The sequence below is a fragment of the Flammeovirga sp. OC4 genome, from assembly GCF_000812565.1.
Taxonomy (GTDB): Bacteria; Bacteroidota; Bacteroidia; order Cytophagales; family Flammeovirgaceae; genus Flammeovirga.
Window position 1 is genome coordinate 48,101 of record NZ_JTAM01000067.1, and the last position, 15,519, is coordinate 63,619.

Genomic DNA, 15,519 nt, shown 5'->3' on the forward strand with positions numbered 1-15,519 from the left:
TATTGATCTTTGATTTAAAATATTCAAAAGAGTAAATGATGAAATGGAATGAGCTGAATTATTCTGAATAAAAGATATATGAAGTAAGAAACTCACAAAACAATATTCTCCTTTAAATCAAAGCATTAAAATTACTTGAGAAGGAACTACATTGTAAACTAGGCTATTCATTAATAATTATTCATCTGTAATCAGACAATCATTTAATAGTAACTCCCTTCAATGCCGGGGGTATTATTACCAAACTAAAATGGTAGAAGGCTTACTGGCGAATGTTAAGCGTTAGCGTCATTAGTGTCCTTCAGGTCATCAGAAATCTCCTGATTTCTAAATATAATAAATAACGAAAACTTAGTTTACAATGTGGTTGCCTTACCATTCATCCCCTTTATTCTATTTTTTTACCCCACCTTTACTTTTGTAAAGGGTTGATTGATAAGTTATTGTTATGCATTTATCATTGATCTGATAAGTTAATGTAAAGTCTAGCCGATTGGAATAGGATAATATTAAGATGTAATTGTGATCAGTAATTTCATCATAAGAACAAAGGGTAATTTCCTGAGTTCCAAAATTCTAAAATCCAATAAACATGATTAGACTTTTTTTCATGACAGTAATGTTATGCATTGCTACACAGACTTTTTCTGCTACAGGCTACGGTTACAATAATAACCGTATTGCTGTAAGTGCAGATGGGAACAATCAAGCTGACCCAAATACATGGGGAGGTACCGTAACAGCTACGGCTCCTGCTGCTGATGCAGGGAGAACTTTCACCTATAATGCAAACTGGCAAAGAGGAGACGAAGATGATTGGAGTGCAACTCCTGCAGCTTTGGCTATGCTTGCCAATGCAGGATTAGAAGGGAAGTTGGTGCACTATTCTTATAATAACTTTATAGGTTCACCGGCTCATACTTCTGCTGTTAATGTAATGAAAGAAGGAGTAGATGGTGCTTTGCAACGTTTTTCAAATTTTAATCCTTCTGTTTTTTACGATGTATCTGCTAATAATACAGCAGCGATTAATCATTTGGCAGAGCAAATCAAAATTTCTACAGCAAATGATCCATTGTATTTTGTTTCGATGGGCCCCACCGAGTTTCTTTACAGGGCCTTAGAAAAAGTAAAGGCAGATGGTAAAGCATCTGCGATTAATCACCTTTATATCGTCTCTCATAGTAATTACAACGACAATAACATCCGAAGAGTCAATCACAGAAGAATTGAACATGTATTACAAGATTTTCCAGTGAGTGAAGGTGTGAATTTTCTTCGTATCAAAGACCAAAACCAATCGACTAATTTGACAAAAGGATGGAGCACTAATAACATCAATGGGTCCAACGATTACTCACAATGGACATGGATGAGAGACCACGCAGATACAGATGTAAATTTTTTGTGGGACAGAATGAATGTCAACAGCAAAAGTAAAGCAGATATCTCAGATGCAGGCATGATATGGTTTTTGTTGTATGGTGATCAAGATGGTAACCCAAGCAAGCTACAGACACAATTCGTCAACGGTATTACTGAAAGTGATGCTCCTGATAGTGATTATTGTCCTGCAATTGAATCGTATGAAACGGGTGGTTTAATGGTATTTGAAGCGGAAAGAATTCCATTAAAAGGAGCATGGAAACTGGGAACAGATGAGCAATATGCATCCGGCGGAAAATACATCTATTATGATGGCCCGAATAGTTATAACGCCCAAAATCCAGCAAATACAATAACGTATAGTTTTAAAATCAACACCCCTGGAACATACACTTTTAAATGGTTTGTACGTCAAAATGAGGAAGAAAGAGGCAAGGTGGATGGACAGCAAGGTACGGATTTGAGTAATGATGCTTGGTTGAGGTTTTTGGGTGATGTGGCGATTATAGGAGGTAAAACGACTTCAGAATTCTTCAAGTTTTATGGACGAAGTGATCCTGGTTTTTGGCTTCATGGAGTAGCAGAGTTTGATCACGATCACAATTGGGTAAATGTGAAGTTCCCGACTGCAGGAACTTATACAATGGAGATTTGTGGACGTTCGCATGGCTATCAAATTGATAAAATTGTAATGGCACAAAGTTCGGTTGTTGGTTTAGGGAATTATCAGAAAAAGACGGAAGCTCAAGCTCAAAAATATTGGTCTGAAACGGGCACACCTGATCCAAATTGTGGTAACGATGTACCCGACCCAACGAATACTGTAGCATTTGTCAATCCACCGTCCTCAGTTGTGACAGGAGAGAGCTTTGATGTGACGTTAGCTTACACTTCTGCTACTCAAAATGATGTTATGGCCATTGTCAATGGACCTGATGGAACTTGGTTAACGAATGCAGTACAAACCGTACAAGCAGGTGAAGGAAATGTAACCTTAACGGTCACCCCACCAACAGCTTGGGAAGTAGCATCAGATTATAATTTGAAAATCGCTATACGACCAGTAGGAGGGGCTTGGGACACCAATTATGATGAGAAAGATACCAAGTTTGAAGTCAAATCGGCCATTGAAAATGCGATAAGTTTAGTGAATTGCCCAGCACCTATCAATACAGGCAAAAACTTGACGGTGTCAGTGAATTATGCTTCTGAAACCGAAAACGATATATTGGCGATCGTACATCAACCTGATGGAACTTGGTTAGCCAATGTCATCCAAACAGTACAGGCAGGAACAGGAACATTGACGCTCACTGTAAATCAAGGTACGGATTGGCCAGTGGGAACGGCTTATCAATTGAAAGTAGCACTTCGCCCTGTTGGGGGTGCGTGGGATTCTAACTTAAAAGAAGATAATTGCACATTTGATGTTATACCATCTAGCCTTATTGTTTCGATTCAAAACCAAGGAAGTTTTAGCTATATCAGTGCTTCAGATGAAGATAAATTAGCTGTTGTGAATACTGTAGGAACAACAGAACAATTTGAAATGATTGAAAATACTGATGGAACAGTTTCTTTCAAAGGAAGTAATGGAAAGTATGTAAGTTCAGAAAATGGTAACAAGGAAATGACATGTACCCGCACTGAAATTGGTACTTGGGAGAAGTTTACGTTAGAGGATTTTGGAAATGATATTTACGCCATCAAAGGAAGTAATGAATTGTACCTCCGTAATAACATGCTATGCACCAGCGATGGAGTTTCAGAATGGCAGCAGTTCAAGATACAGTCTTCTTCAAGTGGAGCAAGAAAGCGTAATATTGAGTTACAAACATCAACAGCTCTTCAGATCAAAATCTTCCCTAATCCAAGTCAAGGCTTCATTCAAATTGATTGGGGTACTGCTTCTGATGCCGGAAGTGTTGAAGTATTCAATTTACAAGGTCAGAAAATTTACGAGTCTTCGGCCACTTCTTCGATTGATTTAAGTCAAGCAGGAGTGGGAGTTTATATTATCCGATTGCTTGCAGATGGTGTTTATCAAACTGAAAAAATAATTATAGAATAATTTTAGAGATTGATAAAAAAATAAAACCACTCGGTCATCATGTGATGATCGGGTGGTTTTGTCTTATTTCCAAGTTTCCCTCTTCTTCATTTTCCATTGATGAAAAACGAAGCAAAAAATCTAGGCTTAGAATTCGAAAGCTAAATTTTACTCCTTTCATAAAGGAAAAATGGTAGTTTATTGTGGTTCGCGAGGACGTTGCAATGCAACGACCCTACAGAACTGCATTTTAGAAAATGATTATAAAACTTTTGTCTTTTGACATATTAATCAGACCATCATTTAGTAGTATCTCTCTCGGCCTTGAAGGGAAAAGCGTCAAGAATTTCATGAAATGAGCCGTTAAAAATGATTTTGCTGTTTGAGCGCAGCGAGTTTAAAATCATTTAGGCGAGAGGAATGGAATTTAGCTTTTGACTTCAAAGCCTTGAATTTTTTGCTTCTTTTTGTTTTAAGACAAAAACGAAGAAGAAAGACGTTTGAAAGTAGATCCTATCAATGCTTGTATAAAGGACGCTTGAAAGTTGACGATAATTTAGTTTACAATGTATTTGACCTACAAGAAATAAAAAAAGGTAGCCCAAGGATTTCTCCTCAAGCCACCTTCAAACACTTTTATAGTGGGGTAGAATTTTATCTTGTTTTTAGACCTCTCATCGATACATTGTCGATGTAGAAATGTACATTTCCTGAACTGCTTACTTCACTGTCGAATTGAAGTACTAGTTTTGTGGCACTATTACTCGGCCCGAATGTATTTCTGATTTTGATGGTCGTCCATTCTCCTTTTGGTAAAGCGTTGTAGTCTATTTTATAACTCAATGTAGTCGTACCCGTCAATTTAATTTCAAAATTTTCATTGAGTGGAGAAGTGATTGCTCCGTCTTCTGCGTAGATATCTAATGATACTTCATAAACGCCTTCTGGAACATCTAGGATATGGCCTTCACTGACTGAAGTTTCTACTTTTTTATCCTTTGCAATAGTCGCTAAATCATAATCCGCAAAGAACATCATACTATAGTCTCCCTCTGAAGCTTTGGAATCTGTTCTTTGGTAATAAAAGTAGCGGGTATCTTTTGGAGCTCCATCATGTGAAGAAATCCAACCTTTAGCTGCACCACCTGTAGCTTTTCCTTTGTACTCTTCAAAGCTTTTGAATGCTTCATCTAAAACCTCTACGGCATTATTGATACCGATAACCGGTAGGTCAAATGTATTTAATGGAATGTCTGCTCTAGATTTTATGGCTGTTCCTGTATAAACCAATTGAAGATTGTCAGAGTTGTAGATGTCATTGTCAACTGTGATCACTACTTCTTTTTTATTATCAGGATTAAGATTTACTGAGGTAATATTGATACTTAGTGGAGCATCATTCACATCGGTTCCTGTTACACTAAAATCATTGATTACGGTAGTCTCAAAATCTTTTAATTCTTCATTACTGCTAAAAAGAATAGTGTTACTGATTTCATCTGTTGTGGTAATATCACCCAACACTTCTGTATCACCATCTTGCGTCAATGTAACATTAAGGAGTAGTGGAATGACTTTCGTTGAAGTTTGTTCTTCATTATTGATGGTTCTTGAGACGGTAAAGCTGCCAACTTTTGCTGCATTTATGATATCGGAATATGTATTGGTCTCAGTCTGTGCTGTACCTGTAGTACCTGACTTCGCTCCACTTACAAAGTTCCATTCTCTTGTCAAATCAGTAATTTCAAGAGTAAGATCTTCAAACACCAATTCATCATCTAAAGCAATGTCTAATGTTGTCCATGTAGAGATGTCATCACTAGGTACATTATCACCATCAATATGTAAAACTTCCACCCCTCTATGGTATACTTTGAAGTCGGCTTTTAAAGCAGGAGGAATGACATTGAAAGTAAAAGGTAAATTTAATTTCACTTTACTTGCTATCACTTCTGCGGTACGCTCTATTTCTAGGCTACCCGCTCCACTTTTCTCAAAAGAATCGAAGATCAAGTCTACCGATACAGCATTTTCAGGATCAAGATCACTATCTCCACCATTGTCATAATCGTTGACTGAAGTATTAGAAGGGAAAGTCCATGCTCTGCTATCCGGTCGGCCTGCTGAAGTAACATCTCTGTAGGTGATCACTTCACCCCACTCAACATCAAAAGTTGGAAACTCAATATTTTCATCCTGATCTGTAATGATTTTTTGTTCTCCATTTTCAATATAAATAATTGAATCCGTTTTTATGTGAACCAGCATTTCACCATCTTTTTCAATTATTACTTCAGGTTCTAACACACCGTATACGTCTACATAAAAAGTAGTATCAATAACCCACATTCCTTCTTCATCCATGTAAGACGTTAGTGTATCGGCTTCTTCATGACTTGTACCATTGTAGCCGATATATTCTACAGGATGGTAAAACTTGTTGTATAGCCTTACACCTTGAAGACCTTCTTCCATGAACAAGACATTTACATTGTAAGCATCTGAAGAAAGGCCACTGTTAGGAACGATAAATTCTGTGAGGTCATCACCTTTTTTGAAATCACCTTCAATAAAAAAGTTGCCACTATCCAGTACCCACTCGTGAGAGTAGATACCTTGAGATAAGTCCATGAAGGAAATGGATTGCCCTACTTCTCTCGCTAAGTTGATGTGGGCGAAACCTCCCGCTTCGGTATACCATGAGATATCCGAAAATTCAGGTATTTCATTTTCATTGTCTTTGTTACAGCCTAAAACCAACAAAGCAAGAATACTGATATATATTAATTTAAATGTTCTCATTGTACTTATTGACCTAAGTTAGGATTAGAAATAATCTCTTCAAGAGGAAGAGGGTAGTAGTCATGTAGCTCAGGGATGTAGTTGTTGTAAGCGTCAACACAATCGATGATATCAATACTTTTGTTGTTAGGGTCTGAACCTACTTGTAAGTCCGCTCTGTTTCTTTTTACCTTATTCCCAGTTGTTGGATCTATAAATTGGAATTGAATTGCATGATACACTTCATTAGAAGCTCTTTGGAAAGCTTCGCTTATTTTACCCCATCTTCTCAAATCGATCCAGCGGATAGAATGCCCTTCTACAGAAAGCTCAAGCGGTTTTTCAGTAAACATCAGGTGTTCCATTAACGCATCTACTGTGTAATCCAACTCATCATAAGTTCTGTCGGCGTGTTCTCCAATTGTTGAAGAACCGAGGAGTACAAGTCCCCATTTTGCTCTTACATCGTTGATGTATTTTAGAGCAGAAGTTACATCTCCCTTTTGCAAATAACACTCTGCCACGTTGAGGTATACTTCTGATAATCGGTGGATGGTAATGTTTTTCCCCGAATACCAAGCCCCTTTCGGTAAGTTGCCTTCTGAAGTGACAATGTCATGGTTGGTGTATTTCTTGAAATAAGAAAATTCATATTTACCGAAAGTAGCAGATACAGGCGTAATTCCTGATCTATAGTATTCAGTATAAAGATCATTGACTAAAGCTACACTAGCTGATGCTCTTAAAGAAATATCTCTGATCACCTCAATTTCTTCTTTAGTAGTCAGATCAATCACTGTTTCAGTGTTTCTTTTATCTAAAGGATCAATGCGTTCTGTTTTGTATTTATAAGCCAACCAAGCGGTAGGCGTCATTGCTCTAGCCCCCCCTTTTATACCAGGAGCACTGTATCTTGCCATTCGGTTACTTGGTGATTGCTCATCAAATTTATCCAATTCGGGTCTTAAGTTGTCATCATAAATCACCTCAAAAATGGCTTCGCTATTGAACTCGCCAGCTCTAGTAAACATCATTTCAGGGTCGCCTACTAATGCATAATTATAGTTATTCATAATTTCTTGATAGTAAGCAAGTGCTTTTTCGTAATCTGGTTCAATTGCATCTCCATCAACAGTGGCAGGGGCTTCGAAGAGATAGAGATTGGCTAAAAATATAGTGGCAATCGCTTTATTCATTCTTCCCGCCGAAAGCTCATCTTGTGCAGCAGAACCCCATGTAGCCGGTAGATGCTCATAAGCATATTCAAAATCACTTAAGATAAAAGCTCTTACTTCTTCTTTGGAAGAAACTGGGATATTGAATTCGTCTAATTCAACAGGAACTTTATCTCTGATAATAATTCGACCATTATTGAAGGTCTGATAAGCCCAGAAGTGAAAAATACCTCTTAGTAATCGAGCTTGTGCCATTTGAAGTATCCAAATCTCATTATCCATTTGATCTGCTAAACGCCCTTCAAGTCCTTCAATCAACTGATTGGCTCTGAATGCACCAATATAGAGTGCTTCCCATTTTTTATTGATTTCCTTTTGAGAATTGGTATATGACTTAAAATACCACGGTTCGCCAGCACTACTCAAGGCAGGTCTACCACTAGAAAAAGATGGGTATCCTAAATCAGAACGCCAAGCCTCTTCCATTATATTGAGGTTATAATGATTCAATAAGGCAGAATAGGTGGCTGTAAGAACCTTGTCTGATTCAGTAAGTGATGTAAAGTAGTCTTTTACCGGTTTGGCATTGGGGTTATCTTCATTCAAGACATCCGTACAGCCTATCAATGAAGTAAACAATACTGCATACCAACCGTGTTTTAATAATTCTTTTATATTCAGTTTCATTGTTTTCAATGGTCTAGAAGTTCAACTTAAAGCCTGTTAGGTAAAGAGCAGAGATGGGGTAGTTTCCTTTATCTAGCCCTCTTGAAGAAACACCATTACCGGCTGCTTCAGGATCATAACCCTCGTAGTTCGTAAATGTGATAGGGTTTTGTGCTGAAACATAAAATCTACAAGTGGTCATGCCCAAACGCTTCGTCACTCTCTTTGGTAGTGTATAGCCTATCTGAATGTTTTTCAAGCGTAAATATGAACCATCTTCTAACCAAAGGTCAGTGTATGCTCTGAAGTTATCGTGTTCTTTTGTAGTTCCTCTCCATGCAGGAGTATCTGAGTTGGGATTGGCTCTGTTCCAAGTGTTCACTTGATCTTGGTGCCTTCCTTCTGAGTAAGCCATTGCTTTAGAACCGTTCATTACTTTATGACCGATGGCAGCGTACCAATGCATCATAAAATCAAAACCTTTCCAACCAATATTTACAATAAAACCACTTTCCCAGTTCGAGAAACCAGAGCCCATGTATACTCTATCTTCATCTGTGATTGTTCCATCATTGTTAGTATCACGATAAACCAAGTCACCCATTCGAGCATCAGGTTTGATTGCCTGGTAAGCTCTTAACTGCTCCTCCGTTTTGATCACCCCATCAGTTTCATATAAGAAAAAGGCACCTGCTTCATAACCTTCTGAAAATACGGTCACTTTCGAAGATGCACCAGCACCATTAATCAAACCAGGGTCAGTGGTGTAAATAAAGTGATCGGCATTAAGACTTGTGATTTCATTTTGGTTTTTAGTAAAAGTACCCGTCATACTCCAATTGAACTCTTTCTTTCTACCTTTTACCGTTGCTGCTAATTCAAAACCCTTATTGACCATATTACCGATGTTCATTGTCAATTTAGAGTCTGATCCCGTCACACCAGAAGAAGGAGGTAACTGAATTGGGAATAACATATCAGACTTTTGAGTATGATAGATATCAGAAGTAATAATGATCTTATTGTCAAGTAATCCTAAGTCTATACCGATGTTGTTTTGGATAGAAGTTTCCCATTGGATGTTTCCGTTGGCGTAGTTTTGTTGTGCTGAACCAAAGTAAAGCGTAGGAAAACCACCTGCTCCAAAGAGGTAATCTAAACCGTTTTGAATCGTAGCTTGATCAGAATAAGGCAAGAAGCTTTGTCCACCTACTTGACCATGAGAACCACGGATTTTAAAGTTATTAGCTACTGATCTCATTCCTTCCCAGAATTGTTCTTCAGAAACATTCCATGCTGCTGAAGCAGAAGGGAAGAATTTCCATTTTTTATCACTTGCAAATTTGGAGTTGCCATTGTAGTTACCACTTACCGAGATCATATATTTACTCTTGTAATCGTATGTGATACGACCTAAAGTACCGATGATGTTGTAAGTATAATTATAACCGTTTGTCGCTGATGCAGCAAGTGCAGCACCGTCCAGTACTCGAATAGAATTATCGACTATACCATTTTTTCGAGCAGAAAAACTAGTACGTCCATGTGTTTCATAAGATGAACCGATTACAGCCGAAATTTTATGATCACCCAGTTTTTTTAGGTATGACAAACGTACATCTGCTGACGTTGAAGTTCTTCTTGATGATTCGTTACTGACATAAGACGTGGCAGGATCTGATTGAAGTATACCATCTTCATCATAATTTTCAATAAAAGGTTTGAATCTATATCGGAACTCACTGACATTACTTACCCCTAAGTTGGTGTTGATCTTTAAACCTTTAATAATTTCAAAAGCGGCACTGATATTTCCTTGCATGCGATCTCTGTCTGCCACATCTTCCATCCTCATTGTTTCCAATACACTATTCGTAACAGAAGCACCTCCACCAATATCGATCAATGCTTGATTACTATTAGGATTTAATACTGGCTTGTATGGATCGTATCTAATCGTTTGCGTCAATAAGCTCGAACTTGTTCTTTCGATCTTTTCAGAACCGATGGCAATAGAAGAAGAGATATTCCATTTTCCTCTATCGTATCTTACACCAGCTCTACCGTTGTATCTTGAAAAACCGGAGTTGATCAGAGGACCTCTATCGTCAAAAAATCCACCTGTCAAATTGTACGTCAATCCTTTTGAACCACCATTGATACCGATATTGTAGTTTTGAGTAGGCTGATTGTCTATGATTACTACCTTGGATAAATCGGTATTATTTTGGAAGATACTTGGTGTTCTTGGAATCGGAAGGTTTGTAGAGTTATCAAAATCATTGGCACCTCTATTTCTTTCCTTAATCATGTCAAAATAAACCTGCTCAGGGGTATTCATTAATGCAATACTTGAGGTAATATTCTTGACACCATATGATGCGTCTAGAGAAACATTTAATTTACCTGCTTCTCCTTTCTTGGTAGTGATAAGAATTACACCATTAGCTCCTCTAGTACCATAGATAGCACATGAAGCAAGGTCTTTCAGAATATCCATCGATTCAATTTCTGAAGGTGCCAAACGAGGGTTTTCATTTTGAGGAATACCATCTACAACATAAAGTGGTTCGGTCGCACCTGCTATGTCAGACACCGTACTAACACCACGAATTTGTACAACGGCATCAGCACCTGGAGAACCCGAAGTCGTAACATTCACACCTGCAATTTGTCCCTGCAAAGCTTGTGTTGCATCTCCAGAAGTATAAGCTTCCAGTGCTTCACTTTTTACGTGAGCTACAGCGCCTGAAACTTCTTTCTTTTTCTGCTCACCATAACCAATCTTCACAATTTCATCGAGTATTTTAACATCAGCCTTAAGGGATACATTAATTTTGCTTTGATTACTTACAAGAATAAATTGAGTAATCATCCCGATAAAACTAAATTCCAATACTTCACCCTCTTCGACCAAGAGAGAGTACTCACCATCAAAATTAGAAACTGTTCCTTGCGTTGTGCCTTTAATTCTGACATTTACGCCAGGTAAAGGAAAATTGTCATCCGCACTTACAATCTTACCCGAAATCTGTCTCGATTGAGCATTTGAGTCTACATTAATAAAGAGAAGTAGCAAGCTCATCAGAAAGAAAAGGCGATAGTCTAGCAGTTTAAATACTGTAAAAATACTTTTCATTTGTTTCATTATTCATTTCAATAAACCAATTGTTAGAGCATCTTGGGTATCTATCTTTTCGTAAAGGCCAACATCTGTAATGTATGAATCTATTGTTCTGTTAATACTTAAAAGTTCATTTTTCATCACTAAAATGAAGGACTTTTACGGTAAAGTTTAGCTCCCAAATATGTTCTGAATAGGAGTTTTTGTAAAAATTGTGTGTGTGATAAACTCGGCCTTAAAAAATCACTTTATAAAGGTAATGTGCACCTCTTCGCTTCACTGTGCCTAATGATTTATTCGGTGTATCTACGCTTCCATAAAATGTAAATTGTACGTATAAGGCGAGTATTCAGCGGTTTATTTTAAAAATCGTGCTTTTTAATACTGTTTTGGCCCTGTAAATACCTTTTGTATCTCAATGTATAATAAGTGTATTTGTCTATACATTTAAGCTATAGATAATTTTGAACAGGTACTTATATCATTTGAATAAGAAGAAGAATAGGTAGAATACCTTACAATTATCAATTGTTGGAGTATAAAAAGTCAATATTAATCTATATAAGGTTGATGATTTAAAAGTTTAAAAAATTCTATCTATTACAAATGTAATCATCGAAACGCAGACCTCTAAATCCAAGTAGGTTTAGAGCACGAATACAATTAAACATTTGTTCTAGTAGATTTTCACTTCGTTTTTTTAATAGAGAATGATGAGAAGGAAGCTTAAAAATAGACATTTTGAATGGCAACATACATATTCTATACCTCTTCATGTGAATTTCAATCACTTCCATATTTAAAGAGACAAACTAATTATTCACATTCACATCTTTTTTTAAGAAACTATGAATATTTGTATCGAGACTAGGATAAACCTTACGAAGGTCATAAAGGTGAAGTGAAAGAATGTATGAACTGGAAGTTTAGATTAAACTATCATAACATGTAGGTTCAATGCTTCAACCTCGCTAATATGCCTTGAACTATTTTAACCTTAAAGAAATGAAAAGAAGAGATTTTTTTAAACAAACAACATTAGCAACAATAGCTGCAGGAGCTGGGATTTCATCAGTGGAAGCAAAAGAAAACAAGGAAATAAGTAACATTTCAACCGCAAGAGAAAAAGATAATTGGTATCAAGTAGGAGAAGGAAAGAAAGGAATTCCATCAAGAAGTAAAAAGGTAAGTTATGATGTGGTTGTAGTTGGAGCTGGTATCGCAGGAATTTGTGCAGCAGTTGCTTCGGCAAGATCTGGAGCAAAAACAGTCTTGATCAATGATAGACCGGTATTGGGTGGTAACGCCTCTTCGGAAATAAGAGTGACTGTCAATGGTGTAATGCACCTTAAGAATAAGCATAAAATAGAAAGAGAGACGGGAATTGTTGAAGAACTTTTGATTGAAAATTGGCATTATAACCCTCAGGAATCTTACCCTGTTTGGGATCATGTGGTATATGATTTTGTGACTAGGGAAGAAAATCTAGATGTGATGCTTAACACTCAAGCATTGGATGCCAATACCAAAAATGACAAAATCACAGATATATTATGTTGGCAAGCAAGCACTGAAACTTATTTTACAGTAGAAGGGAAGATATTTTGTGATTGCTCAGGGGATGGGCTGATGGCGGCTCAAGCGGGTGCTGAATACAGAACCGGACGAGAAGGTAAAGACGAGTTCAATGAGTCATTTGCTCCTGATAAAGCAGACGGCTGGCAGATGGGTGCTTCGGTGATGATGATTACTAAAGATATGGGCAGACCTGTCAAGTATTACCCACCTAAATTTATGATTCCGTATGAAGCGGAAAAAATGAATAAAAGAAAGATCAAACATTTGAAAGAAGGTTTTTGGTGGGTTGAATTAGGAAGTGAATATGATATCATTGCAGACTATGAAGAAAATCGTCATAAGTTGTTGGGGTATATGCATGGTGTCTGGGATTATGTTAAAAACTCCGGTGAATTTCCTGAGTCGGCCAATATTGTTTTAGATTGGGTAGGTTCTGTTCCTGGAAGAAGAGAGTCGAGACGTTTTATGGGAGATCACATTCTTTGTCAACCCGAAATGGAAAATAATAAACAATTTGAAGACGCAGTGGCTTACGGTGGCTGGTCTTTTGACGAACACTGTCCTGGTGGAATTGAAAACCCAAGCGAACCACCATCTTACTTCCACGCACGATTTGAGGAGGTTTACCAAGTTCCCTTCCGATCTTTATATTCCAAAAATATCAATAACTTAATGTTTGCCGGAAGAAATGTTTCGGTGACTCACGTTGCATTATCTTCCACACGAATCCAAGCAACTTGTGGTCTGATGGGGCAGGCTATCGGTACTGCTGCAAAGATGTGTATTGATAAAAAATGGTCACCAAGACAATTAGCTCAAAAAGATATTCAATCCCTACAAGAACAATTACTTAGAGATGATGTCTACATTCCCAACAGGCCAGCCAATGATAAAAATGATTTAGCAAAAAAAGCAGACAGCATAACAGCATCGTCTACTACTTCGGGCAATTGTAAATTGTTAGTGGATGGTATTGGAAGAGATAAAGTTGAAGAAATACATCATTGGGAATCTGATGGAACGAATGCCTCATTACAATTGGAATGGAATGAAAGTGTGTCCATCTCAAAGGTGGAATTGAAAGCTGATACCAATGTAAATCGAAATATGATGATGCATAAAAATCCTGCAAAAAATGCGAAACAAGTCACTGCAGTTCCACCAGAATTATTGAAATCTTTTGTCTTGGAAGCTAGAGTAAAAGGACAATGGAAAGAGCTAGCAACAGTCGAAGATAATTTAACAAGATTGATAAAACTTTCATTTGATAAAGTTTCCACTACCGCAATTCGATTGAAACTTAAAGAGACTTGGGGAGCGAAAAATATTCGTTTGTATGAAATACGTTCTTATTCATAAACGATAATCAGGTTCTATTTTCAGAAGAATACATTTAAATAAAAAAGAGGGGATAATTACACATCAGTACTTCATTTTGATATTGGGTTGTATTAATGTAGTTTTTGTCCCCCTAGTTAATCTATCGAAATGATTTTTCTCCATTTAAAGATGACAGATATATCCGTGATCCCTTGTATATTTGTAATTAACATGGCAAACGAAAAGCACTCTTAAATTATGGCATTCAAACTATACATTATTTTATCATTTATTTTTTGTGGAATTATATCTCCATTTTTAAAAGAGGAAGACAATACAACCACTTTCGAAAAAACATTGAATCATCCCGGATTAAAAAAAGGGGAAGATCAGACATTGACTTTTACTGTAGAGAAAGCAACAGGTAAAGTTTCTTCAAAGGTAGCTTCAGTAATGTGTTATACGAATGAATGCAAGATTATTACGGTGACTTTGGAATGGGATCAATTTGGTAACTTTTTAGCCCTTAAAATTCCTGAGAACCAATCTTTGGAAAAGCATTTAGATGGAAAAACAATGTCATTTTCTTCAACGGATTATAACAAGTTGGACCGAATTTTAAATGATAATGTGTCTATTTTATCCGATTTAACGAAAGATGATATCTACGTTGAAGATGATGAAGAGGTAGATGGTTATTCTGGAGCGACAAAAGCGGTAGTAGGAAAAAAAGATGTAGTGGAAGGGGCCACTTTAACTTGTTTTACATTGTGGCACTGGGCCAATCATCCAGAAATTCAAAAAACAATCCGCCAAAGAAGCTTAAAAGGGCAAACTGAGAAAAGCCTCCAAAAAATACTTTTGAAAAATCATCCAAGTGTACCTCTATTTGCTTTACAAGCAATTACAGAAAAGGAGTATGCGATTGAACAATATTGGTCTTATTACCTTCGTGTTGCCAATGATTTGACAGGTAAAGAAATGAGGTTGCTTTTAAAGTTATCTGACGCAGAACAGAAGTTAGACTTGTTTCAGCATCTAACCAATATGTCACTGAGACGAATAGTCATTATTTCAATTTTTAGGGAGGATCATTTTACCCCGCAACTATTGGATTATATCAAATTTGATAATTACCAAGAGGTCAATCTACTGATAGATTTTCTTACAGAATATAAGGTCGAAAATGAATTAATTAATCAAAAACTTATACCTCAACTTAATAATGAAAACTTATTGATTAGTAGAGGAGTGTATTGGTACTTAAGTGATTGTAAAAACTTGAATAAAAAGCAATTGAAGTTGATTAAGAAATTTGACCGAAAACATAAGAAGAATTTATAATTAATACATTGTAAACTAAGTTTTCGTTAACTTTTAATCAACATTTCTACAAGTAATTATAGGATTTACTTTCAAGCTTCTTTCTTCTTCATTTT

Annotated in this window: 6 protein-coding genes; 3 read left to right on the plus strand and 3 right to left on the minus strand. The window is 36.8% G+C overall.

From position 1 onward, the window contains the following. Window positions 1-592 precede the first annotated feature (592 nt). The gene (locus PL77_RS24025) at window positions 593-3,457 is read left to right on the plus strand and encodes a T9SS type A sorting domain-containing protein (RefSeq protein ID WP_082026706.1); all 2,865 of its coding nucleotides are present in this window, start codon (window positions 593-595) and stop codon (window positions 3,455-3,457) included. A gap of 633 nt (window positions 3,458-4,090) precedes the next feature. Here PL77_RS24025 and PL77_RS24030 read toward each other — a convergent pair. From PL77_RS24030 to PL77_RS24040, 3 genes are read right to left on the minus strand one after another with little or no spacing between them, the layout of a single operon-like run. Then, window positions 4,091-6,238 (minus strand): hypothetical protein, encoded by a 2,148-nt coding sequence (locus tag PL77_RS24030; RefSeq protein ID WP_044211101.1) that lies wholly within the window; start codon window positions 6,236-6,238, stop codon window positions 4,091-4,093. 5 nt (window positions 6,239-6,243) lie between these two features. Continuing rightward, complete coding sequence (locus PL77_RS24035) at window positions 6,244-8,079, minus strand: RagB/SusD family nutrient uptake outer membrane protein (protein WP_044211103.1); 1,836 nt, start codon at window positions 8,077-8,079, stop codon at window positions 6,244-6,246. A 13-nt stretch (window positions 8,080-8,092) separates the two neighbouring features. Further along, a complete protein-coding gene (locus tag PL77_RS24040; RefSeq protein ID WP_172665941.1) occupies window positions 8,093-11,197 on the minus strand; it encodes a TonB-dependent receptor in 3,105 nt (1,034 codons plus the stop codon). 990 nt (window positions 11,198-12,187) lie between these two features. Here PL77_RS24040 and PL77_RS24045 point away from each other — a divergent pair. Together PL77_RS24045 and PL77_RS24050 are read left to right on the plus strand one after the other, a co-directional pair. Continuing rightward, entirely contained in the window at window positions 12,188-14,119 is a 1,932-nt protein-coding gene (locus PL77_RS24045) for an FAD-dependent oxidoreductase (protein WP_044211107.1), read from the plus strand. Window positions 14,120-14,338: 219 nt separating this feature from the next. After that, window positions 14,339-15,424, plus strand: a complete 1,086-nt coding sequence (locus PL77_RS24050; protein ID WP_044211108.1) for a hypothetical protein — start codon at window positions 14,339-14,341, stop codon at window positions 15,422-15,424. Window positions 15,425-15,519: the final 95 nt, after the last annotated feature.